This is a genomic window from Arthrobacter pascens (genome assembly GCF_017052465.1).
Lineage (GTDB): Bacteria > Actinomycetota > Actinomycetes > Actinomycetales > Micrococcaceae > Arthrobacter > Arthrobacter pascens.
Window position 1 is genome coordinate 443,793 of record NZ_JAFHKT010000151.1, and the last position, 23,495, is coordinate 467,287.

22 protein-coding genes are annotated in these 23,495 nt (G+C 66.9%); 3 read left to right on the forward strand and 19 right to left on the reverse strand.

The annotated features are described in order from the left end of the window. Window positions 1-18: 18 nt before the first annotated feature. The 3 genes from JYA52_RS22980 to JYA52_RS20240 form a co-directional block, all read right to left on the reverse strand. Window positions 19-708, reverse strand: coding sequence for a hypothetical protein (locus JYA52_RS22980; RefSeq protein ID WP_307869471.1), 690 nt, complete (start codon window positions 706-708; stop codon window positions 19-21). Window positions 709-844: 136 nt separating this feature from the next. Beyond that, window positions 845-1,642 (reverse strand): iron-sulfur binding domain-containing protein, encoded by a 798-nt coding sequence (locus JYA52_RS20235; protein ID WP_504739522.1) that lies wholly within the window; start codon window positions 1,640-1,642, stop codon window positions 845-847. Between the two features lie 228 nt (window positions 1,643-1,870). Further along, window positions 1,871-2,317, reverse strand: coding sequence for a hypothetical protein (locus JYA52_RS20240; protein WP_205655152.1), 447 nt, complete (start codon window positions 2,315-2,317; stop codon window positions 1,871-1,873). A gap of 262 nt (window positions 2,318-2,579) precedes the next feature. On the opposite strand from JYA52_RS20240, the gene JYA52_RS20245 reads away from it, so the two are divergent. Next, entirely contained in the window at window positions 2,580-3,284 is a 705-nt protein-coding gene (locus JYA52_RS20245; RefSeq protein WP_205655153.1) for a hypothetical protein, read from the forward strand. Here JYA52_RS20245 and disA read toward each other — a convergent pair. Beyond that, on the reverse strand, window positions 3,281-4,357 hold the full coding sequence (gene disA / locus JYA52_RS20250; protein ID WP_205655154.1) for a DNA integrity scanning diadenylate cyclase DisA: 1,077 nt from the start codon (window positions 4,355-4,357) through the stop codon (window positions 3,281-3,283). The two genes, JYA52_RS20245 and disA, sit on opposite strands and share 4 nt — an antisense overlap. Before the next feature lie 382 nt (window positions 4,358-4,739). Here disA and JYA52_RS20255 point away from each other — a divergent pair, with 382 nt between their 5' ends. Both JYA52_RS20255 and JYA52_RS20260 read left to right on the forward strand, forming a co-directional pair. Continuing rightward, on the forward strand, window positions 4,740-6,353 hold the full coding sequence (locus JYA52_RS20255) for a peptide chain release factor 3 (protein WP_205655155.1): 1,614 nt from the start codon (window positions 4,740-4,742) through the stop codon (window positions 6,351-6,353). Window positions 6,354-6,430: 77 nt separating this feature from the next. Next, window positions 6,431-7,663, forward strand: coding sequence for a beta-ketoacyl-[acyl-carrier-protein] synthase family protein (locus tag JYA52_RS20260; RefSeq protein ID WP_205655156.1), 1,233 nt, complete (start codon window positions 6,431-6,433; stop codon window positions 7,661-7,663). 265 nt (window positions 7,664-7,928) lie between these two features. Here the strand turns inward: JYA52_RS20260 and JYA52_RS20265 are convergent, their stop codons facing one another. The 15 genes from JYA52_RS20265 to JYA52_RS20335 form a co-directional block, all read right to left on the reverse strand. Next, a complete protein-coding gene (locus JYA52_RS20265; protein ID WP_205655157.1) occupies window positions 7,929-9,413 on the reverse strand; it encodes an aldehyde dehydrogenase (NADP(+)) in 1,485 nt (494 codons plus the stop codon). Between the two features lie 45 nt (window positions 9,414-9,458). Next, a complete protein-coding gene (locus tag JYA52_RS20270) occupies window positions 9,459-10,922 on the reverse strand; it encodes an FAD/NAD(P)-dependent oxidoreductase (RefSeq protein ID WP_205655158.1) in 1,464 nt (487 codons plus the stop codon). Then, a complete protein-coding gene (locus tag JYA52_RS20275) occupies window positions 10,919-11,254 on the reverse strand; it encodes a (2Fe-2S)-binding protein (protein WP_205655159.1) in 336 nt (111 codons plus the stop codon). The genes JYA52_RS20270 and JYA52_RS20275 overlap by 4 nt, the downstream gene beginning before the upstream one ends. Continuing rightward, window positions 11,251-12,432 carry an NAD(P)/FAD-dependent oxidoreductase gene (locus JYA52_RS20280; RefSeq protein WP_205655160.1) on the reverse strand — a complete coding sequence of 394 codons (1,182 nt, stop codon included), beginning with the start codon at window positions 12,430-12,432 and terminating at the stop codon, window positions 11,251-11,253. The genes JYA52_RS20275 and JYA52_RS20280 overlap by 4 nt, the downstream gene beginning before the upstream one ends. Further along, on the reverse strand, window positions 12,429-13,127 hold the full coding sequence (locus JYA52_RS20285) for a GntR family transcriptional regulator (protein ID WP_307869472.1): 699 nt from the start codon (window positions 13,125-13,127) through the stop codon (window positions 12,429-12,431). Before JYA52_RS20285 ends, JYA52_RS20280 begins: the two co-directional genes overlap by 4 nt. A 23-nt stretch (window positions 13,128-13,150) precedes the next feature. After that, window positions 13,151-14,095: an ornithine cyclodeaminase family protein gene (locus JYA52_RS20290; RefSeq protein WP_205655162.1), complete on the reverse strand. Its 945-nt coding sequence runs from the start codon at window positions 14,093-14,095 to the stop codon at window positions 13,151-13,153. Continuing rightward, complete coding sequence (locus JYA52_RS20295) at window positions 14,092-15,093, reverse strand: proline racemase family protein (RefSeq protein ID WP_205655163.1); 1,002 nt, start codon at window positions 15,091-15,093, stop codon at window positions 14,092-14,094. Before JYA52_RS20295 ends, JYA52_RS20290 begins: the two co-directional genes overlap by 4 nt. Window positions 15,094-15,180: 87 nt before the next feature. Beyond that, the gene (locus tag JYA52_RS20300) at window positions 15,181-16,086 is read right to left on the reverse strand and encodes a dihydrodipicolinate synthase family protein (RefSeq protein ID WP_205655164.1); all 906 of its coding nucleotides are present in this window, start codon (window positions 16,084-16,086) and stop codon (window positions 15,181-15,183) included. Between the two features lie 147 nt (window positions 16,087-16,233). Beyond that, window positions 16,234-17,106: a substrate-binding periplasmic protein gene (locus JYA52_RS20305; RefSeq protein ID WP_205655165.1), complete on the reverse strand. Its 873-nt coding sequence runs from the start codon at window positions 17,104-17,106 to the stop codon at window positions 16,234-16,236. 57 nt (window positions 17,107-17,163) lie between these two features. Further along, on the reverse strand, window positions 17,164-17,817 hold the full coding sequence (locus JYA52_RS20310) for an amino acid ABC transporter permease (RefSeq protein WP_205655166.1): 654 nt from the start codon (window positions 17,815-17,817) through the stop codon (window positions 17,164-17,166). After that, entirely contained in the window at window positions 17,814-18,458 is a 645-nt protein-coding gene (locus tag JYA52_RS20315) for an amino acid ABC transporter permease (RefSeq protein ID WP_205655167.1), read from the reverse strand. Before JYA52_RS20315 ends, JYA52_RS20310 begins: the two co-directional genes overlap by 4 nt. Before the next feature lies 1 nt (window position 18,459). After that, a complete protein-coding gene (locus tag JYA52_RS20320; protein WP_205655168.1) occupies window positions 18,460-19,245 on the reverse strand; it encodes an amino acid ABC transporter ATP-binding protein in 786 nt (261 codons plus the stop codon). Window positions 19,246-19,417: 172 nt separating this feature from the next. Then, entirely contained in the window at window positions 19,418-20,791 is a 1,374-nt protein-coding gene (radA, locus tag JYA52_RS20325) for a DNA repair protein RadA (RefSeq protein WP_205655169.1), read from the reverse strand. Window positions 20,792-20,862: 71 nt separating this feature from the next. Next, a complete protein-coding gene (locus tag JYA52_RS20330; RefSeq protein WP_205655170.1) occupies window positions 20,863-21,987 on the reverse strand; it encodes an FUSC family protein in 1,125 nt (374 codons plus the stop codon). Window positions 21,988-22,272: 285 nt separating this feature from the next. Then, the gene (locus JYA52_RS20335; protein WP_205655171.1) at window positions 22,273-23,448 is read right to left on the reverse strand and encodes an ROK family transcriptional regulator; all 1,176 of its coding nucleotides are present in this window, start codon (window positions 23,446-23,448) and stop codon (window positions 22,273-22,275) included. Window positions 23,449-23,495 lie beyond the last annotated feature (47 nt).

Below are 23,495 nucleotides of genomic sequence, written 5' to 3' on the forward strand. Positions count from 1 at the left end.
GATAGGGCAGGGCGGAGGCTAGCCGGCAGGGCGGTCCTGGCGGAGGCCGGCCTCATCAAGCACCACGGAAGCGGAGACAAAGCGCCCGCACGGCTCGCCGAACGGGTAGTCGCTCCTCGGTGTGAAGCGCAGCGTGCGCACGGGCAGGGGACTTCCGTCTATGGAGGTTCCCGACGTCGTGACGACCATCGGCGACTCCGTCAGGATATCCAGCATGAGCATTCCCCGCTTGGTCCCGTCAGGTGCTGCCGTGGCTGAGCACACGCGGTCGGGTCCGCGGCCGCCGGACTCCGGAACGGCGGGCTCTGGGACGACGGACTTCGGAACGGCAGGATCGGGAACGGCGGGCTCGGGAACGCCCTGCCCTGGCACGGCGGGCTCGGGCACCCCTTGCCCTGGAACGCCTTGCCCTGGATCAACTTGCCCTGGAGCGCCGGGCTTCGGAACGCCGGGCTCCGGAACATAAGGCTCACAGCCCTGGTCCACGGAGATGCTGCCTGGGACCAGTTCCAGATAGCCCTCCCTGCACACTCCGTCCTGGCATGCCTTGAGGTGGAGGGCCTTCACCGCCGGGGCGTAGCTGGCCGCCACCGTCACCGACACCCCGGACGCCTGGGCGATCGCCGGGCACGCCACCTCGAACACGTGGCATCCGGAGACAAGCACAGTCGTTGCAATTGTGGCCAAAAGTACCTTTGTCCTGCCCATGACTTCAGGGTAGATCCGGCCCAATGATGTGCGGACGTGTAGGCGGAAACTGGTGCAGACATCGTTACCCCTGACACCGGATCGACTGCCAATTCGAGATCAAAACCCGGCTCAGCGGAACGCGTGTTTCGGTCCACTATCCCGGCAGCCGGTACCCGCCCTGGTGCAGCTCTGCAAGGCCGTCCTCCAGAAGTCCGGCCAGCGCCCGTTCGAGCTGTTCCGGCGCCGAGTTCAGCCTGTGCAGGGCGGCGAGCGGGACCCCGGTCCCGGAGGGCTCGAATCCGAGGTCGGCGGGAGCCTGCTGGAACATTTCGGCGGGTACGGGGGAATCCGCCAGCCGCAGGACGGCCATCACGGCTCCGCGGACCTGCCGGTCCGTGCCGTGCCAGGCCTGCCCCTTCGGCACATACGACGGCGGCGGCTCGCCGGCCGCCCGCCACGAGCACCTGTCGCGCACGGGGCATGCGGAACACTTCGGCGCACGCGCCGTGCAGACCAGGGCGCCCAGCTCCATGACCGCAGCGTTCCACCGGACCGACCTTCCGGCGTCGTCCGGCAACAGTTGCGCCGCAAGCCGCATCTCCGCAGCCGTCAGGGCCGGCGACGGCAGCGCCGCTCCTGAAAAGAGGCGCGCGTGGACGCGCCTGACGTTGGTGTCCACCACCGTCTCGCGCCGGCCAAAGGCAAAGGCGGCGACGGCGGCGGCCGTGTAGCTGCCCACGCCGGGTAGGGCGAGCAGTTCGGTGTAGTCGGCCGGCACCTTTCCGCTGTGGTCCTGCCCGATGGCAACGGCTGCGGCGTGGAGCCGGAGGGCGCGCCGGGGATAACCGAGGCGGCCCCAGGAGCGGACAGCTTCCCCGGCTGGTTCGCGGGCAAGGTCGGCGGGTTCAGGCCAACGACGAAGCCATTCTTCCCAGACGGGCAGAACACGCACCACGGGAGTCTGCTGGAGCATGATTTCGCTGACGAGGACGCCCCACGGCGAGCAGTCAGGCAGGCGCCACGGCAGGTCACGGGCTTCGGCCGCGAACCAGCCCAGCAGCGACTGGTGGATGTCGGTCAGCTCCGGGCTGGCGCAGGCGGGCGCGGCAGGTGCATCGGTTGTGGTTTTGATGCCAACACTCTAGTTGAAATCCCGGCGGTCCGGGCCGGCCGCCTGCGGTCAGCTGGCCTCTTGCTGCAGGTCCGGGCCGGTTTCCACCCTCGGGCGGAGGCGCTTCACATGACCGTGGATGGTTTCGCCGCCGCGGCCGTTCGGAGCCGGCACGGCGAGGGTAACCACGAAGCTGGCCCCGTCCGGATCCACGGACCGGATGGTCAGGCTCCGCGTTCCTTCGGGGATCGACGGCGAAAAGAACTGCAGTTGCCGGGAAGCGACCGTGGCAACCTCGTCCAGCTTGTACTCGGTACCGAAATGGTCCTGGACGACGATGTCCGGGGTTTTGGGTTCGGTTCCGTTGGTTGACGCCAAATGCAGGTTTACCACGATGCCGGTATTCCAGATTTCCACTGCCAGCACCGTGAACTCCGATCCCTGGCTCTGATGCTTTCCAAACGTCAGGGGCAGTACGACGCGTTCAAGGTGACCGCCAGACACATGATCTACCATCAGTGGTCCTCTCCTACTCGACCCCGATAAGTGGTAACCGGGATTCAATTTTAGTAAGCCTTGCTGACAGTTGTCACGGGAAATCAGGCAACGAATTGGACATGGTTAAACCGTGGCCACGGCGTGGTGGTGCAGGGGAATCCCCGCCATTCCCTAGCCTATAAAGACAGGCAGGCAGGGAGCCCGGCATCAGTCGAGCTCCGCCTCCGGGCGCATCGAATGGCCGCGCCAGCAACACAAACACAATGGGGACGACGGAGCAGTGAAGACACCGCAGGGCAAGACACAGCAAGGCAAGCCACCGCAAGGTAAGTCGCAGCCAGGGAAGAAGGCGGCGCGCAGTGCCCGCCCGCAGGGCGCCGTCCGCAAGCCGAGCGCCGCCGTCTACCGCCGCCGTCGGCAGTTTGCCGGGGGAGCGCTGCTGCTCGTTGTGGGCCTGACGGCCGGCGGCATTGCCACGGTGTCCGGCGCGCTGAACCCCACCAGCGAGCAGGCTTCCTCTACCGGCGCAGACGGCTCGCCCGGCGCCAGTGCCCAGCCCTCACCGTCGGCCACGCCTTCCGCCACGCCGTCGGCCTCACCCACGTGCGACCAGAAACTCGTGACCGTCACGGCGGGCACGAACAAGGCCGCTTACGGACCTGGTGAGAAGCCGGTGCTCACGCTCAAAGTGGCCAATGGCGGAAAGCTCCCGTGCAAGGTGAACATCGGAACGTCGCAGATGGAGTTCCTGGTCACCAGCGGTTCGGACCGGGTCTTTTCGTCCAAGGACTGCCAGGCTGAGAGCGACGACCTCGTCAGGACGATCGAACCCGGCAAGAGCGAAACGGCCAACTTCCCCTGGCCCCGCAACCGCTCGCTGCAGGGCTGTGGGGAGATCCCGGACGGTGTAGGTGCCGGCTACTACGTGTTCATCGCCAAGCTCGGCCCCAAGGTGAGCCCGCCGGCGGTCTTCCAGCTGGGTTAGAGGAAGCGGTCCAGCAGGCTGGCTTCGGCCATGCGGCTGAGGCCTTCGCGGACCGTGCGGGCGCGCTGGTCGCCGATGCCGTCCACGGTCATGAGATCGTCGATGGTGGCGGCCATCAGGTGCTGCAGCCCGCCGAAGTGGTCCACAAGCCGGTCCGCCACAGCCTTGGGCACGGCCTTGAGCCCGGACAGCAGGCGGTAGCCGCGCGGCTGTACGACGGCGTCCAGGGTTTCCACCCCGCCCGCGAAGCCGATGATGCCCGCGATCTTGCTGAGGTCGATCAGCTCGGTGGGGCCGAGGCTCAGGAGGGCATTGACGGCGCCGTCAATGTCCTCGGGAGAGGCATTGGGCCCGGCATAGTCGCGGATGATGATGTCGCTGCCAGGGCCCCGACCCACCGTGAGCTCGTCCAGCTGGAGGGACAGGAGCCTGCCGTCCTCGCCCAGCTCCAGCACATACTGGGAGATTTCCTCGGAAATGCGGCGCACCATCTCCTGCCGCTGCAGGGTGACGGCCACGTCCCTGACGGTGACCATGGCCTCGATTTCCAGCGCCGACAGTGAGCTGGTGACCTGGTCGAGCCGGGAGCGGTAGCGTTCAAGCGTTGCGAGGGCCTGGTTGGCGCGGGCCAGGACCTTCTCGGAGCCCTCGAGCACGTGCCGCAGCCCGTTCACGTAGAGCGCGATGATCTGCATGGACTGGCTCACCGAGATCACGGGGACGCCGGTCTGGATGGCCACGCGCTCGGCGGTACGGTGGCGCGTGCCGGATTCCTGCGTTTCGATGCTCGGGTCCGGCACGAGCTGGACGGCCGCGCGGAGGATGTTGCCGGCGTCCCTGTCGCAGATGATGGCACCGTCCATTTTGGCCAGCTCCCGCAGCCTCGTGGGGGAAAAGTCGATGCCGATGTCGAAGCCGCCCGAACAGATCGAGTCGATGGTCCGGTCCGAACCCAGGACAATCAATGCGCCGGTGCGGCCGCGGAGAATGCGTTCCAGCCCGTCCCGCAGCGGGGTTCCCGGGGCCACCCTCCCCAAAGTCGCTTTCAGCGATTCTTCAGGGCTGCGAGCCATAGACATTCCCTTCAAAGGTGCAGGCGTGGCCTGCAGGTATGCCGGTTTTCACGAGTCCGCCGGCAGGATCAAAAGTACTCGGTTTCCCGCATGCACCATCCTAGACGTACATTACCCCAAGAACCGCAGGGGCAAGCCTCAAAGTGGCCCGTTTGGGACCTGCATGGAGGGCTTGCGGAGTACGTCCGACGGCGGCCGGCAAGTCACCATTTTGGCCCCCCTTCCGTCGGGCTTCCGCCCCTGCGATAAACTTGAACCCTTGGCTTGCGTGCCCTGCTGCCGCCCGCCTTCCAGACTCCAGAACCCTGTTTCGAGGAATCCGGTCCAAAGTTTTCCATTTCCACACCCAGGGTCCTCCGCGGATCCCAGCGAAAGTAGCACCGTGTCCCAAGAAGTCCTCAGCCCCGCCCGGGTCCACGAGATTCACAAGCAGGCGTCCCGGCGCCGGACCTTCGCTGTCATCTCCCACCCGGACGCCGGCAAGTCCACGCTGACCGAGGCGCTGGCCCTGCATGCCAAGGTGATCGGCACCGCCGGCGCGTCCAGCGGCAAGTCCAACCGCAAGGAAACGGTCTCGGACTGGATGCAGATGGAGAAGGACCGCGGCATCTCCATCAGCTCCGCCGCGCTGCAGTTCTCCTACCGGGACACCGTGATCAACCTGCTGGACACCCCCGGCCACGCCGACTTCTCCGAAGACACCTACCGGGTGCTGGCCGCCGTCGACTGCGCCGTGATGCTGGTGGATGCCGCCAAGGGCCTGGAAACCCAGACCATGAAGCTGTTCGAGGTGTGCAAGCAGCGGAACCTGCCCATCATCACGGTCATCAACAAGTGGGACCGTCCGGGCCTGGACGCGCTGGCGCTGATGGACGAAATCACCGAACGCACCGGCCTGCAGCCCATGCCGCTGACCTGGGCAGTCGGCATCTCCGGGGACTTCCGCGGGGTCTGGGACCTGCGCAACGACCGGTTCGCGCGTTTCCAGCGGAACAACGCCGGTGCCAACATCGCGCTGACCGAGTACTTCACCCCGGAGGAAGCGGCCGAGAGCCAGGGCGACGACTGGTCCAACGCCGTCGACGAAGCCGGACTCGTCATCGAATCCAACCTTGAATTCGACGTGGAAAGCTTCCACGCCGGCAAGGCCACGCCCATCCTGTTCAGCTCCGCCGCGCTGAACTTCGGCGTCAAGGAGATCCTGGACGCCCTTGTCGACTTCGCCCCGCCCGCTGCGCCGCGTCCGGACGTGGACGGCCAGCCGCGCGCGGTGGAGTCGCCCTTCGCAGGGTTCGTTTTCAAGGTCCAGGCGGGCATGAACAAGGCCCACCGGGACCACGTGGCCTTCATCCGCGTCTGTTCGGGGGTGTTCGAGCGCGGCATGGTGGTCACCCAGACCCGCACTGGCAAGTCCTTCGCCACCAAGTACGCCCAGCAGGTGTTTGGACGCGAACGCGAGGTCATCGACGAGGCCTTCCCGGGCGACGTCGTGGGCCTGGTCAATGCCTCATCGCTGCGCGTGGGGGACAGCCTCTTCCTTGAGGAGCCGGTGGAGTTCCCGGCCATTCCGCTCTTCGCGCCGGAGCACTTCCAGGTGGCCCGGTCCAAGGACCCCAGCCGCTTCAAGCAGTTCCGCCGCGGCATCGAGCAGCTCGAGCACGAGGGCGTCATCCAGGTGCTGCGCTCCGACGTCCGCGGCGACCAGGCGCCGGTGCTTGCCGCCGTCGGCCCCATGCAGTTCGAGGTGGTGGAGGACCGCATGGCGCACGACTTCAGCGCGCCCATGCGCCTAGAGCGCCTGCCGTATTCCATGGCCAGGATTTCGACGGCGGACGCCATGCCGGCTCTGGCCAACGTGATCGGCGCAGAGGTGCTGTTGCGGTCCGACGGCGAGTACCTTGCCCTGTTCAACGACGTGTGGGCGCTGCGCCGCATCGAGAAGAACCACCCTGACCTCACGCTCGTGCCGATCGGGACGCACAACCCCGCCAAGTAGCGGCCGGCAATCCGCATGCCGTTCTGATCCGAATACCCACGGGACTTCAGCTCCAGTTCCAGGAAGCAAGGTGTGTCATGTCTGCAGTTCCCCGGGCGGTTTCTCCCAAAGCGGTCGTTACCGGAACGGGCACACTGAACCCGCTCGGGTCCACCGCCGCCGCAACGTGGAATGCCATGCTGGCCGGGACGTCGGGCATCGCCGTGCTCGACGAGGACTGGGCACAGCAGCTTCCGGTGCGGATCGCGGGCCGGGTCACGGCTGACCTGGCCGCACTGCTGACCACCCGCGAGTTCAAGCGGATGGACCGCTGCGGGCAACTCGCGCTCGTCGCCGCCCGCGAGGCCTGGGCGCAGGCCGGAACGCCCGACGTCGACCCCGACCGGCTCGCTGTCGTCATCGGATCCGGCTATGGGGGACTGGACACCACGCTCGCCCAGACCCGGGAGTTGGACAACGGCGGCCCCCGCAAGGTTTCCCCGCACACGCTGACCCGCATCATGGTCAACGGCCCGTCCGCCTGGGTTTCCATCGACATGGGCGCCCGCGGCGGGGCGCGCACCCCCGTCAGCGCCTGCGCGTCCGGCGCCGAAGCCATTGCCCAAGGTGCCGAGATGATCCGGTCCGGAGCGGCCGACGTCGTCATCGCCGGCGGCGTTGATGCGTGCGTCAACGACCTCATCATCAGCGGATTCGCGCAGATCCGCGCACTGTCCACGCGCAACGACGACCCGCAGGGAGCCTCCCGTCCCTTCGACCGGGAACGCGACGGCTTCGTCATCGCGGAAGGCGCCGCAATCCTGGTGCTCGAGAGCGAGGAACATGCGCGTGCCCGCGGGGCGGAGGTCCTCGGCGCGATAGCCGGGGGCGCCGTGACCTCGGACGCCAGCGACATCGTGGCCGCGGACCCGGACATGCAGCGCCGCGTCATGGAGAAGGCGCTGGCTTCGGCCGGCCTGAGCGGCACGGACATCGGCTTCGTTCATGCCCACGCGACGTCCACTCCGGTGGGCGACCGGCTGGAAGCGCAGGCCATCAAGGCCGTGATCGGCAACACCGTGCCGGTGACGTCCACCAAGTCACTCACCGGCCACCTGCTCGGCGGCGCCGGGGCGCTCGGCGCCATCGCCACGCTGCGGGCCCTCAGGACCGGCGATCTGCCCGGAACCTGCAACATCGGCGGCCTCGACCCGGAGGTGGACCTCAACGTTCTCACCAAGACCGTGCACGGCAGCACCGCGGCGGCAGGGATGGTCAACGCCTTCGGTTTCGGCGGGCACAGCGTGGCGCTGGTGGTTACCGGAGCCTAGCGGTTGCCGGTGCCAGCGGTGCCGTTCGGTGCCGGTGCCGGGCTGGAATGCTTTGTCACTCTGCCTCAGCGCCTGGGCCGAAACCCGGAACGTGTATTCCACCGGCGAGGATCCACCAGTAGGAGTCGGCTGTTTCCAGACGCCTGGCGATGATTTGCTGGTCCGAGTTCTCGGCGGGACGGCGGCCACCTGCCTGAGACCGTTCCGTTTGAGGGAACCGCCATCCCGCCGGCCCACCCGCCACTCTTTGCGCCCACTTCAACGGTTACCCCTCCCGCCCGCCGTCAACGAGCCGCGGCAGTGCCAGGGGGTTGTCCTCATGGAGGGCATCGGGGAGGACGTGTTGCGGGAAGCCCTGGTATGCGACGGGGCGCAGGAAGCGCTCGATGGCTGCAGTTCCCACCGAGGTGCTTCCCGCGGCGGTGGTGGCCGGGTAAGGCCCGCCGTGCTGCTGCGCGTAGGTCACAGAGACCCCGGTGGGCCATTGGTTCCAGACCACCCGCCCGGCCTTGCGCGCCAGGACGCGCACCAGGCCGGTGATGTCGCAGGAGTCGGTTCCGTGGATAGTGGCCGTCAGCTGCCCCTCGAAGGTCTCGGCCAGCGGGGCGAGCTGGGACTCGTCGTCGTACGTCACCACCACCGCGGTGGGACCGAAGCACTCGGTCTGGAGGGAGCGCGGCTCGGCGAGCACGTCCGCGGCCGTGGTCAGCAGGAGCGTGGGTGAGGGCGGATCGGCAAGGGGCGCGGCACCCTGTGCCAGCACCGTAAGCCGGGCATTGGACTGCAATCCCTGCAGCACGTCCACGTAGCCAGACTGGATCCGGTCATTGAGCAGCGGTGCTGCCGGCGGCAGGGCGGCATTCCGAAGGGCCTCCACGAGGACTGAGTCGACCGGAACGAACAAGGTGCCGGGCTTCGTGCAGAACTGTCCGGCCCCAAGAGTGAAGGAGCCCACAAAGCCCTCGGCGATCTCAGCGCCGCGTTCCGCAGCTGCGGCCTCGGTGACGAATACTGGGTTGTTGCTGCCCAATTCTCCGAAGAAGGGGATGGGTTCAGGCCGCGAACAGGCAATGTCGAACAACGCCCTCCCTCCGGGGATGGAGCCGGTGAAGGCACCGGCCTTGATCCGCGGGTCGCGCAGGGCCGCGGCTCCCGCTGCGGTGCCGGTGATGAGCGCGAAGGTTCCCTGCAGTGCGCCTGCCCCCCGGAGCGCGGTGAGAACGATGTCCGCCGTGAGCCGGGAGAGCCCCGGGTGCCCGGAATGCGCCTTGAGCAGCACCGGGCTGCCTGCGGCGAGCGCGGAGGCGGTGTCACCCCCGGCCACGGAGAAGGCGAAGGGGAAGTTGCTGGCGGCAAACACCACCACGGGGCCCAGAGGCACGAGCATGCGCCGCAGGTCCGGCCGAGGTGCGCCCATCGGCCAATCGGGGTCCGCATGGTCGATGCGGGCGTCAAGGTAGCCGCCGTCGCGCAGCACCTCTCCGAAGAGCCGCAGCTGGAAGGTGGTGCGCTTGAGCTCGCCCCGGAGCCGTGCTTCGGGCAGGCGGGTCTCGTGCCGGGCTGCCGGAACCAGTTGGTCCGCCGAGGCGTCCAGCGCATCGGCGACTGCGTCCAGCAACCCTGCGCGTTCGGCGGGGCGCAGGGCCGCGAGCGGCGCTGCGGCAGACTGGGCTGCCGCGAGCAGTGATTCGAGCTGGGCTTCGGTTGTCGCAGGCAGGGCGTCGGGCAGGGTCTGGCTGATCGCGGTCATGCGCGTTCTCCTTCGCAGTACGAGGTTCAGTGGTCAGGAAGTTCTTTAGCTGTCTGAGGGTTCGAGGGCGGCCAGTTCGCCGATGCCAACAGGCGCGGCAAGGGGGCGCCTGGCTGCACTGGACAGCGATTCGGCGCTGGGCGGGGCTGCCGGCCCCTGGCCAAGGCAGGCCGCCGCAAATCCGCAGACCCGTCCCTGGCACCAGCCCATTCCGGCGCGGGTGAAGGATTTGATGGTCCGCGCGTCCCGGGCTTCCAGCATCTCCCGGGCTTCCGTGATCTGGCCTGCCGTAACTTCCTCGCAGCGGCACACCACGGTGGCAGGAGTGAGCCATTCCTGCCAGCCGGCCGGCACCGGATGGGCGCGGTGCATGGCCTCGGCGAAGCGCCGGTGCCGCGCCATGGCGTGGAGGCCCGGAGCCGCACGGGCTGCGTCGTCCCTGACGGCCGCCGCAGCGCCTGCCGCCAGGCCCTCCAGGACGGCAAGCTTTGCGCCGCCGACGCCGGTCACCTCCCCTGCGAGGAACAGCCCGGGAACGCTGGATTCCTGGCGCTCATTGACGACGCCCACGAGGGAACCGTCAGCATCCAGGCGGGTCTCGGCTCCGAGGGAGAGGGGCAGCTCCATTTGGGGCGTGAAGCCCCAGCCGAAGCCCACCACGTCCACGTCCGCGTACCCGCGTTCAGTGCCGGGCCGGACCTTGCCCTTGGCGTCGACCTTGGCACTGCGCACGGCGGTGACCCGGCTGCTGCCGCGGGAGCCGGATCCAAGGACTTCGGTGACAACATTGCGGGTGCGGTAGGGGATTCTGTGCCGGGCGAACACGGCAGCGTACTCCGCACCCTCGAGCGCCTTCTCCGGCACGCCCGCGGCCGCGCCAAGGTGCGGAAGCCAGGCGGCCGGGGATGATGACTCAAGCACTGCCACGACCTGCCCGCCGGCCTCGGCGATACCGGCGGCGACCGGCAGCAGGAACGGTCCTGTGCCTGCGATGACGAAGCGCCGCCCGGGCAAGGACCCGTTGCCTTTGAGGAAGGCCTGGATGCCGCCGGCGGCCATGACGCCCGGCAGGTCCCAGCCCGGGACGGGCAGCTGGCGGTCATAGCCTCCTGGGGACAGAATCAGGCGGCGCGCGGCGACGGCCGGCCCGCCGACAGGCCCAGCTACGGTGGGCGTTGTGCGCAGGGTGAAGCCGGCGTCGTCCTTTTCCGCCATCCAGACCTGCAGGCCGGGAAGGTAGGTGATCTGCCCGCGTTCGCGTCCGGCGTCGAAACGTGCGCGCAGGTCCAGGTAGGTCTTCCAGCCGTGGTGCCCCCGCCCGTCCCGCTCTTGCACGATGCCCTCGGGGCGGTGCCGCCAGAACTGGCCGCCCGGCTGGGCCGCGGCGTCCACGAGTACGACGGCGGCTCCGGACTCCGCGGCGGCCACCGCCGCGGCAAGCCCGGCCGGTCCGGCCCCCACGATGGCGACGTCGGCCCGCTCGGTTCGGCCTGTCGTGGTGTCGTTCATGCCCTGCTCCCGTCGTCCGGCGTGCAAGAGCCCTCAATCTGCATGCCTTCGCACACCTCGACGAGGCAGGCGCGCTGGTTGGTAGCGCCGTCGACCGTTAAAAGGCAGTCGAAGCAAATACCGATGCCGCAGAACAGTCCGCGGGGTCGCGCTCCTTTGCGCGTGCTTCGCCAGGCCACGATGCCTTGGGCGACCAAGGCGGATCCGATGCTTTGGCCGGGTGCCGCCGTGAGCGGGCGCCCGTCGAAGCTGATGGTGACAGTTTCCTGTGGGCTCCCCGGCTGTTCTGCTGCGGCGGGGCCGCCAGCACCTCGTTGTGCCTTGGTGCTCATGCGGTGGCCTCCTCTCTGTGTGAGGTGTTCCGGGCCTGCTCGCCGAAACGGGCAGGAGTGAACGGGGAAACATCAAGGTCCGGCGTCATGCCGGCAAGTGCTTGGGCCAGGAGCTTTCCAGTCCCGGCGGACAGGCCGATGCCTGCGCCCTCGTGTCCGGCTGCATGCCAGAGCCCTGGGGCACGCTCGTCGTGGCCAATCACCGGAAGGTGGTCCGGGCAGTAGGGCCGGAAGCCGTGATAGTGCCGGATCGCCTTGACTTCGGCCAGGAAAGGGAACAGCGCCGTGGCGTTTTGGGCCAGCAGGCGCAGCGCATCAATGCTCACCGTGCGGTCAAAGCCGACGCGTTCCCGCGTTGAACCGATGAGGATGGACCCGCTGGGGGTGCCTTCGACCACTGGCGAGGCCTGCAGGCCGGCGTCGGAGCTTCCGACGTTGTCGATGTATTCGGCCGCATAGACCTTGTGGTGGACCATCGGGGGCAGCGGCTCCGTCACCATCACGAAGCCACGCCGGGGGAGGACCGGAACATCCACCCCGGCCAGCGCCGCGAGTTCGCCCGCCCAGGTGCCCGTACAGTTCACAACGGCGCCTGCCGCGAAGTCTCCACGGGTTGTGGTCACACCCGTGACGCGCTTGCCGGCGCGGAGGAACCCGGTGACGGCCGTGTCAGCGACAAATCGGGCGCCCGCTTCGGTTGCCAGCCTGACGAGATGGGCCGCGACGAGCATTGGCTGAACCTGGCAGTCCTCCGGATAGCTCGCCCCGCCCAGGGCGTCAGGCGTGATGTTTGGTTCGGCCTGCCGCAGGGCATCGGGATCCAGCTTCTCCACGACCACCCCATAGCTGGCCTGCGCGGCCATCACACGCTCCAGCGACGTGAGGCTGCTTTCCCGGGATGCCACGATGATCCCGCCTTTGGACTCGAACTCCCAGAGCTTCTTGTGCTCGGCCAGGTCCCCGTGCCAGACGCCGAGTGAGTATCGTGTGAGTTCGAGTTCGGGCCCGAGTTCCTTGTCCGAGACGAGGATGTTCCCTTCACACGCTGAGGATGTGCCGCTGGCGGGTAGTCCCTTGTCGAGGACAGTCACCGTCAGGCCTTGCTGGGTTGCGAAGTAGGCGGTTGCGGCGCCGATAACCCCGGCGCCGATGATGATCACGTCACTCGTTTGATTCATGTCTGGTGCTCCTGCGGTGTCTCGTTCTCGCCGGTGGCCCACAGGCCGCGGGCGTGGCCGATGTGGCGGCGCATGAAGTCCCGCGCGGCGGGGCCGTCTCCGGACTCGATGAGGTCGAGCAGTTCATGGTGTTCCTGGGCCGAGTCAGCGAGGCGGTTGCTGTCGCTCAGGATCTTCAGGCCGTACAGGCGGGTCCGTACCCGCAGCTCAGTGGCCAGTGCAACAAGCTGGCCGTTGCCTGAATGGCGCAGCAGCTCTGCATGGAACTCGCGGTCTGCGGCCAGGTATGCGGTGAGGTCCCCTCCGCGCGCTGCATCCACAATGGCGTCCGCCAGGGAGCGCAGTATCTTGATGCCCGCCGGCGGGACGGTTCCCGCAACGTTACCGACGACAGGCGGTTCAAGGAGCAAGCGGATCTCCGTGATTTCGTCCAGCTCGCGGTCGCTCATGCCTGTGATGCGGAAGCCTTTGTTCTTCACGGTCTCCACCAGGCCTTCGCGTGTCAGGTCCATCATCGCCTCGCGGACAGGAGTGGCCGACACGCCAAAGGCCGTGGCAAGCGCGGGCGCGGAATACAGCGTGCCTTCCTTGAGCGTGCCTGCGATGATTGCTGCGCGCAGGGACTCGGTGACAGACTCCCGGAGGCTGTAGTGGCGGCCGAGCGGGGCGATCGGAAGCTGGTTACTGGTTGGCACGGTGAGCACTCCTTGGGCGGATTTCATGATCGGGTGCCTCTTTCATACACCACGGCAGCAGTCACGAGGTCCTCCCAGGCCATGCCCACACCTGCGTACAGGCAGGGCTTGCCGGGGGAGCGCTTGAGCTCGCCGCTGACAAGGTCGCGCAGGTTGGCGGGACGGATCCCTTCCCATTCCTCCGCGCTGCGTGCGGGTATCAGGTCGCCGGCTTCACGCAGTGCGGAGGCCCGTCCCTCCACCACGACGTCGCTCCGCAGCACCAGGCCGGCGTCGACTTCCCGGGCGCCCAGTCCGTGCTGGCCCACGGCGGCGACCACGGCACCCGGAGCAACAAGACCGCCGTCGAACAGCGGGGTACGCGAGGACGTGGTGCAGAGTACAACGTCTGCGTCCGGCACATCGGTCACGCCCGCCGGATCAACCCGGATACCCTCTGCGGCCAGCTTGGTGATCATCGACTGCACGCGTTCAGGGCGCCGCCCGACGACGGCTAGGCTCGCCCCCGGGAGTACGGCATGCGCAGCACGGACATGGTTGAGCGCCTGGACTCCCGCGCCGAACACGACGACGCGCGGTGCCGTCGGCGCACCACCCGGCGCCGCCGCGAGGATGTGCTTGACGGCGAGGAGCGTCGTGGCGGGGGTACGGATGGCCGTGAGTTCGGTGCCATCCATCACGGCCACGGGCGCGAGGGTTTCCGATTCGAAGAGAACGTAAACGCCTTGGATCTTCTCCAGGCCGCGCGCGGGATTTCCTGGGGCTACGGTCAGCGCCTTGATCCCGCTGTACCGGCGGCCGGAAGCAGGCATCAGCAGGAACTCACCGCCCGGGGCCGGGCTGAAGAGCCGCGGGCTGTCCTCTTCCGGGTCCACCCCGTCCAGGAGTGCGCGCTCAAGGGCCTGGACTGCCGTCATCCATGGAGCCGCCGCCCGCACCGCGGACGCATCAAAGTACGGAAGGCTCACAGCAGGAACCCTGCCGGAAACGGGTCGGTGGGGTCGAGGAAGTATTGGGCGGTTCCCGTCAGCCATGCCCGCCCGGTCACCGTGGGGACGACTGCAGGACGCCCGGCCACTTCCGTTTCCTCGATCAGGCGACCGATAAAACGTGAACCGATGTAGGACTCGTTGACAAAGTCGGTATGGAGCGGAAGTTCGCCGCGTGCGTGCAGTTGCGCCATCCTCGCGCTCGTGCCGGTGCCGCAGGGTGAGCGGTCGAACCAGCCGGGGTGGATCGCCATGGCGTGGCGTGAGTGCGCGGCTGTGGAGCCCGGGGCCTTGAGGTAGACGTGGTGACAACCCCGGATGTCCTCCCGCTCGGGGTGGACAGGTTCATCCGTTGCGTTGATGGCGTCCATGACGGCCAGTCCGGCCTTGAGGAGCTCGTCCTTGCGCTTCCGCTCAAAGGGCAGGCCGAGGCTGTCCAGGTCCACGATCGCATAGAAGTTCCCGCCGAACGCCAGGTCATAGGACACGGCACCCAGGCCCGGGACCTCTACCTTTGCGTCCAGCCGGTCCACGAACGACGGAACGTTGCGGATGGTCACGGCTTCGGCGTGGCCGTCCTTCACAGCCACGTCGGCCACCACCAGGCCGGCGGGGGTGTCGAGCCGCACGGTAGTGACCGGCTCGGCCACGTCCACCATGCCCGTCTCCACCAGGACGGTCGCGACGCCGATGGTTCCGTGGCCGCACATGGGCAGCAGCCCGGAAACTTCGATGAAAAGGACGCCGTAGTCCGCATCGGGCCGGGTGGGCGGCTGGAGGATGGCACCGCTCATGGACGCGTGCCCGCGCGGCTCGGTCATGAGGAGCGTGCGGATCCAGTCCTGGTGTTCCATGAACCACAAGCGACGCTCCGCCATCGTGGCACCGGGGATCGTCCCCACGCCACCGGTGATCACGCGCGTCGGCATGCCTTCGGTATGCGAATCCACGGCGTGGAAGATGTGGCTGGTTCTCATGGGACTCCTTCTGTTTCATGAGGTTGTGGGCCGGTGGTCGAGCCTGTCGAGACCCTTGCTCGACAGGCTCGACCATGGGGGCGCTGGTTACTTGTAGCCCTTGGCGAGGGCGGCCTCGGTATCGCGGACGACGGCGTCCCGCACGTCATGTGGAAGCGGTCCCCGCGGCGGGCGGCAGGCCCCGCCCTGGAGGCCGACGACGTCCATGGACAGTTTGATGGACTGGACAAATTCCGTCTTGCTGTCCCAACGAAGCAGGGAGTGCAGGTCGCGGTAGATGGCGCGGGCACGCTCCAGGTCTGCGACGTCGCCGGACGTTGAGAGCCGGTAGAGCTCGAGGGTGGACTCCGGAATCGCGTTTGGGTAGCCGGCCACCCAGCCCACGGCTCCGGCCAGGCCCATTTCGACGACGGTATCGTCGGTTCCGATGAGCAGGTCCATCTCGGGGGCGAGTTCCTTGATCTCGTAGGCGCGGCGCACGTCACCGGTGAATTCCTTGACGCCGACGATCAGGCCTTCGCCGTGGAGGCGGGCGATGATCCGGGGTGTCAGGTCCACCTTGGTGTCGATCGGGTTGTTGTAGGCCACGACCGGGAGTCCGGCTGCGGCGGCCAGGCGGTAGTGCTCCACAACTTCGTCTTCGTTGGCCCGGTAGGCGTTCGGTGGAAGCAGCATGAGGGCGCCTGCTCCGGCTTCCGCGGCCTGTTCGGCCCACTTCTGGGTCTGAAGGCCGCCGTATGCGCCGACGCCGGCCATGACGGTGAATCCCTCGGGCGCTACCTCCACCGCCGTCGTGATGACGCGGGCGCGTTCTTCTTCGCTCAGGGTTTGATATTCGCCTAGGGAACCGTTGGGGGCGACGCCGTCGCAGCCAGCATTGGCCAGGAAGCGAACGTGCTCGGCAAAGGCGTCGTAGTCGATGCTCAGGTCATCCTTGAACGGCAATGCGGTGGCGACGAGGACGCCGTGCCAAGGCTTTCGGGTTTCGGTCATGATGGGTGGTCCTTTCGGTCGGGCGCTCGGCGCCGTGGAATCGGCCGTGAGGTACCTCACAGCTCAACTTACCATGTGACATTGCACAGGGGCTAAGGGTCTGGCGAGCGAGCCTGTCGGGATCCGTTGGGCTCATTCACTAGGGGATCAGCTGGCGGGGACTACGTACTGCTTCTCGGCAACCTTGCCGAGTCCTTCGGAGAGTCCGGCATCCGTCAGCAACTTCGTGATGGTGCCGTCTTCGCGCTGGGCAATGATCCCGGCGTCGAGGGCTTCCTTGAGGCTGGTATTTCCCTTGGTGATCGGGAAGGCGGCCTCGGGGGCGTTCTTGATGGCGCCGACCCTTGGGTCGGGCTTGTCGTTCGACAGGGCCACGGTCACGCCGTCGGCTCCCTTGAACTGCAGCACCTGAACGCCGTAGGCGTCGACGTCCGCATCCAGCCGCCCGGCGTCGAAATCGGCCTTCAGCTCCACGCTGCTCGGGTACGTCACCAGGCGGTCGCCCAGGATCTTCTTGAGGTCCTCGACCCAGAGGTATCCGTCAATGGTGCCGATCTTGTCCATCTTCTCCAGGTCCGCAACGGTAGTGGCGCCGGTCTTGGAGACGATGCCCATGCCGTCGAGGTACAGGGAGGCAGAGAAGTCCACCGCCTTGAGTCGCTTTTCGGTGGCATCAATGGTTCCGAGCGCGAGGTCGATGTTCCCACCGGAGATGGACTGGACGGCGTCGGCATACGTGGCCTGCTGGTACACGGGTTCGAGGCACTCGTCCTTGGCGATCTTGTTGACGATCTCGATGTCGATACCGGAAGGCGTTCCGCTGTTGTAACTGCTGAACGGCGGAATGTCGATAACTCCGACGGTGAGCTTGCCCTGGGCGACGGTCTGGATCCCGGCATGCTTGGGCGTGCACCCGGAATTGGCCGCGTCCGAGGTCCCTCCGCAGGCGGAGAGGCTGAGGCCGAGGGCGAGTGCGCTCGCCGTAAGGAGTCCTGCTGTCTTGAGGCGGGTGTTGATCATGATTGCTCCTGTGGTGTTCAGATGGGGACTGTTGGAACGTTGGGTAGGGCCTGATGGTCAGGCGTGGCGGGCCAGGCGTTTTTCGAAGAAGACGGTGATCCACGTGGCCGGCATTGATATGGCGGCGTAGCAGAGGCCGGCGAGGGTGAAGATCTGCAGGTAATTGAAGTCCTGGCTGCCGATGTTGTACGCGGACTTCATCAGTTCGGGGACTGCGATGGCGTAGGCCAGGGATGTGCCTTGGAACATCTGGATGGCCACTCCCATCAGGCCCGGGATTGCCGAACGCAGGCCCTGCGGAAGGACCACCCTGAAGAAGGTGTGCCGCTGGGCGAGCCCCAGGGCGTTGGACGCCTCGAGCTGTCCGCGGCCCACCGATTGGATGCCGGCCCGCATGATCTCGGACGAGTACGCGGCCGAGTTCCAGATCAGGGCCAGGCACGCGGCCGTGATGCTCTCGAAGGCGATGCCGAACTTCGGCAGTCCGTAGTAGAAGAGGTAGAGGATCACCAGGGCCGGTGCCCCCCGGCCGATTTCGACGACGGCAAGCGCCAGCGTGCGGACGGCCAGGTTCTTCGCGCTCACCATGACGCTGAGGATCAGCCCCAGGGGATAGCCGGCGACGATTGATACCCCTGCGATCAGGAGGCTGACGCTCAGGCCTGACATCATCTGCGGGAGGTAGCCCGCCCATTCGGTAAGCCATGTCATGCGTAAACCGCCTTCCTCATGCGGGAATCGAGTCTGCGGGACAGGTAGGCGACCGGCAGGCTGAGGGCGATATAGAGGATGCCCACCAGGATGTAGGGCAGGATCCCCTCGACTGTCGGGTGCTGCCGGGCGAAGGACTGGGACTGGAAGACCATCTCGGCAACGATGATCGTGGAGGCGATCGAGGAGTCCTTGAGCAGGCCCGTCAGGTACGTCGCGATGGACGGGGACACAATGCGGAAGGCCTGCGGGACCATCACGCCGTAGAACGTGGTGCCGCGGGTCAGGCCCAAGGCATGCGCGGCTTCGCCTTGGCCGCGCGGAACTGCCTGTAGCCCGCCGCGGTAGATTTCGGCGAGATACGCCACGGAGACAACCCCCAAACCGACTATTGCGGCCCCGACGGGGTTGAACTTGAACGTGCCGATCTGGATGCCGAACTTGAGCAGGAACAACCAGACGATGATCGGCACGCCGCGGACCAGGTCCACGAAGAGCCGGCACGCCAGCCGCACAAGAATGTTTGACGACGACAAGCCCACCGCCAGGGGCACGGCGCCGACGATGCCGATGGCGAACGCCGACAGCGTCAGCACGATGGTCATGGGGAGCCCTTGAAGGACCGCCGAGAGTGCGTCCATGTCAGCGCTCCAGCACGGCCCGGAGGAAGCGGCGGGTGCGGGCTTCCTGAGGATCGCTCATGATGGCGCGTGGATCTCCCTGCTCGATGATCCTGCAATCCGCCATGACCACGAGGGTGTCCGAGACGTCCCGGGCAAACTGCATTTCATGGGTGACCACGATCATCGTCATGCCGTCGGCTGCCAACTCGCGCATCACGGCCAGGACCTCGAGCCCCACCTCGGGGTCCAGGGCCGACGTCGGCTCGTCAAAAAGCATGATGGACGGATCGAGCGCCAGCGCCCGGGCGATCGCGATGCGCTGCTGCTGGCCGCCCGAGCACCGTCCGGGGTGCTGGTGCGCCTTTTCCTTCAGGCCCACCCGTTCCAGCAGTTGCATCGAGCGCTCGTCGGCCTCGTCCTTGCTGCGTCCCAGGACCTTCTGCTGCGGGAAGCTGATGTTCTTAAGTGCCGACATATGCGGAAACAGGTTGAAGGACTGGAACACCATACCCACCGTGCGGCGCAGCGCGGCAAGGTCTCGGCTGTTGACGTCCTTGCCTGGCTCGATCGTGTGCTGATCTACCTGGATGGTGCCGGAATCCGGCCGCTCAAGGAGATTGATGCACCTCAAGAAGGTGCTTTTTCCGGCTCCCGAGGGGCCTATCAGTGCGGTGACCGTCCCGGGTTCAACGTGGAGGGACACGTCGTCAAGGACAGTGTTGTCGCCGTAGCGCTTCGAGATGTTGTCTAACTTGATGCCCAGACGGGGCGCGAGCTTCCCGTCTGCGATTTCTGAAAGGGTCATAGCGATCTTCCATGTGGGGACCGAAGAGGCCGTCGATGTGGGCTATGTCACGTGATATGTGAAATGGTACATGTCACTGTGAGCTAAGGGAAGCCCCCAAATAGTTGCGGCCGTGAAGCCCTGACCCTGGCCCTGAAGCCGGGACCGCGGAACCCCGGACCGCTGAACCCGCCTAGCTGATCAGCAGGCTCAGCGCCTCGGCAAGGTGGCCGACCTCGCGCACCGAGAATCCCGGCGGAATGGGGCCCGGACCGTTGTGGCTGGACGGAACCACGGCGTGCGTGAAGCCCAGCCGGTGCGCCTCCTGGATGCGCTGGTTGATGCCCGGAACAGGCCGCACCTCACCGGCGAGCCCTACTTCACCAAAGGCGATCAGCCGCTGAGGCAGCGGCTTCTTGGCCTTGGCGGACGCGACGGCGAGGGCAACCGCCAAGTCCGTCGCAGGCTCGCTCAGCTTCACACCTCCCACGGTGGCCACGTACGAGTCGTCCTTGTGCAGCAGGCAGCCGGCGCGCTGCTGCAGCACTGCCAGCAGCATGGCCACGCGGGAGCTGTCCAGACCGCTGGTTGCCCGCCGTGGCTGCGAATTGGGGCTCTCGGCCAGCAGGGACTGCACTTCGGCGAGCAGAGGCCGCCGGCCCTCCATGGTGACGGTGATGCAGGTGCCGGACACGGGATCCTTGGTGCGGGTGACGAAGAGCCCGCTGGGATCGGCCAGGCCCACGATGCCGTCCTCGTTGAGGTCGAAGCAGCCCACATCGTCAGTGGGCCCATACCGGTTCTTCACTGCCCGGAGCAGCCGGAGCCGGGAATGGCGCTCGCCTTCGAACTGGCACACCACATCCACGAGGTGCTCGAGCAGCCGCGGGCCGGCAATGGAGCCGTCCTTGGTCACGTGTCCCACGAGCAGCGTGGTCATGTTGCGGCGCTTGGCGGCGGCGATGATCGAGGCAGCCACTTCGCGCACCTGGGACACGCCGCCGGAGCTGCCCTCCACGTCCGCGCTGCTCAACGTCTGGACCGAGTCCACCACGAGAAGCTTCGGCTCGACCTTCTCCACCTGGCCCAGGGCCTGGCCGAGGTCCGTCTCGGCGGACAGGTAAAGGGTGTCTGCAATGGCGTCAATGCGCTCGGCGCGCAGCTTGACCTGGGCGGCGGATTCTTCGCCGGTGACGTACAGGACGCTTTGGCCTGTGCGGGCGAATTTCGCGGCAACGTCCAGCAGCAGGGTGGACTTTCCGACGCCGGGTTCCCCTGCCAGCAGGATGACGGCGCCGGGCACCACTCCGCCGCCCAGGACGCGGTCGAGTTCGTCCACACCCGTGGGAAGGAAAGCCGCCGTGGTGGCGTCCACCTCGGCGATGGGGCGGGCGGGCTCCAAAACTGAAGTGGCCGCCGTCGTACGTGCTACAGCGGTGCCGGTTTCCTCAACGGTGCCCCATGCCTGGCACTCGCCGCAGCGCCCCACCCATTTGACCGTGGTCCAGCCGCATTCCGCACACTTATAGCCCGGCGCCTTGGCGGCCCGGGACGTCTTTGTAGCCATTGCTCCACACTATCCGGCGGGTATGACATTCATGTTCCCCCGGGTTTCGACAAGCTCAACCAGCGGGACGGCTACAGCGGCGGAAGGATGTCGCGGGCCTCGCGGGAATCGATGCCGGTTGCTTCAAGCAGGTCCACCATCAGCGGCCGGAACAGCATCACCACGGTTTCTCCCTCCAGCCGCTCCACCTTCAGCAGGCGCGGATGCAGCCGGGCGGCGATCACGCTCAGGTCCGCCCGGGCCGTGCGCAGGTGGGTGCGGCGGACGCCGTCGTGGACTTCTGCCAGTCCGAGCGAGAGCTCATCGATGGCGGCCGCCGTCTCCTGCAGGACCTCGGCGATGTTGTCGATGGCTTCATCGGAGAGCGCCGCATGATTGATGGCACTGGTCAGCCGGCGCGCGAAGACCCGGCTGTTGCGCAGTGCGAGGTCGATGAAGTCCAGCGACTGCTCCAGCCGGTCCAGCTCGTCCCTGTGCCTGCGGTAGGCCGGCGCCAGCGTGGCCACCTCGCCGGACGCCCGCAGCGACTGCCGCATCGCGTCCACCAGCGGCTGGCAGTTCCGGCCGCGGACGAGCGCATGCCACGCCTGCGTGGAATCGCTCTCCACCAGCGCCGAGGCGCATTCGCGGAGCACTTCGGCCAGCTCGTGCAGCAGCTTCCGGACGTCCTTCCGCGGTTCCCTCCGCGGATCCTTGGGCATCAGGATGGTGACCAGCAGCGCGAATACGCCGCCCACCACTGCATCGATGCTGCGGGTGAACGGCCCGCCGGGCGGTGCCGGGAGCAACACGACGAGGAGTGACTGCAGACCCAGCTGTGTGGTGAAGATGGTGCCGCTGTCCAGGAAGCGGGCCAGCAGGATGGAAAACAGAAGCACGACGGCGGCCTGCCAGATTCCGGCGCCCAGCCAGTGGAGCAGCAGGTCACCAACGGCAATGCCGATGGTGCAGCCCAGCCCCACTTCGATCACCCGCCGCAGCCGCGGATCACGCGAGAACCCCAGTGCAATCAGGGATGAGGTCGCGGCGAACAGGGGACCGGAGTGCCCCAGGACGTACTCCGCGAACGCGTAGGCGCCCACAGCGCAGACCGTCATCTGGATGGCCGGGACCAGCGAATTGCGGCTCCGTACTATGCCTGTGCGGATCCTTCCGCGCAGGAACCGTCTGCTTGCGGAGAGTCCTGTCTGGGCCATGGCTTCAGTCTATTGCCCGGTACAGCCACGGATTCTCCAAGAGGCGCCGCGGCGTGCGCACCCGTCAGCATGTTTGTTCTTTTGACGCCGTCGGCGTTGGCCTACGGGTTTTATGCCGTTGAGGGCTCTCCGATGCCCTGCCCGGTGCAGCCGAGCTGGTAGTTCCCGACGCCCGACCGGTACGTACTTCGTGACGATCCTCGGAGCACAGGATCCTGACCTGTGAAAAACCACAATGGGCCGAGGGGATGTCTGCACCTGGAACGTCGGGCAGAGATCGGGGGTTTAGGCGATGGCGAAGTCGTTGACCGCGGCGTTGATTGCTTCCGGGGAGAAAACCTTCCGCATGACCAGGGTTGCGAGACCCTGTGATGCGGACTGGTCGCCGGGGTCACCTGCTTCTATGGTCAGTCCGTCGGCGATCCGTTCGACGACGATGGCCATGACCGTGGCTCTGACCTGGTCGACGAAGCCCGGAATGGTGCCGATTATTCCGCCGAGGACGAGGCGGTCCGGATTCAGGGTAGTGATCGTCGCGGATAGCGCGCGGCCGAGGACGGCCGCGGCCGAACCAATAATCGGGGCGACACGCGGATCGCCGGCCCGGGCAGCGTCGCTGACGGCCTGGAGATAGGTTATGCCCTGGTCGGAGAGGCGGTCTGAGATGGCGCGTCCGGAGCTGTAAGCGGCGAGGCAGCCTTGCCGGCCACAGCGACAAACCGGGCCATCTTCAGCCATTCGGATGTGTCCGATGTCCCCGGCCGCTCCGCGGGCGCCGCGCAGGATTGACCCTTCCACGACGATGCCACAGCCGATACCTGTTGCCACCTTGACGTAGACGATGGTTTCAGCGTCGCTCGTACGCTCTCCGAGGGCCGCCGCACGGGCGTCATTTTCGACGACGAAGGGCACGTCCCAGGCATCTTTAACTGCCCGGGCAACGGCATCGGGCGGCCACCCGGGGATGGTGGTGGCGTGGGCGACGAAGCCTGTTCCCGCTTCAACGGGAGTCGGGAGGCTAACACCCACGCCGGTCAGGACTTCGTCGAATCCTTGGGAGAGCAGTGATTTTCCCGCCTGGATCAGGGGCGAAAGGACGGAGTCCGCAGGCCCGCTGATCTCTTGGCTCGTGGTAACGGAGCGCAACGGGGTGCCCCGGGTGTCTGTGACGCTGACCGTGGCGTGGGTCTGGCCAAGGGCAATGGCCAAAACGACCCGGCCTCTGTCATCGAACCGGATCTTGCGCGAGCGCCGTCCTCCCGTTGCCTGCAGGGATTCTGCTTCGTAGATGAACCCTCGTCGCAGAAGAGTCTCGAGTCGTTCATAAAGTGTCGCCCGGGACATGCCGGTGGCAGCCAGAAGCTGTTGACGTGACAGGCCGCCAGTGGAACGGATCAGCTCCAGCAGGTGCCCGTGCGAGGTCGCTCCACCATGACTGGCAGGCATTCTTTCCTGCGACATGTAATCCTTCCGTTCCCTCATTCAACTTACTTCATGCAGCCGGACGG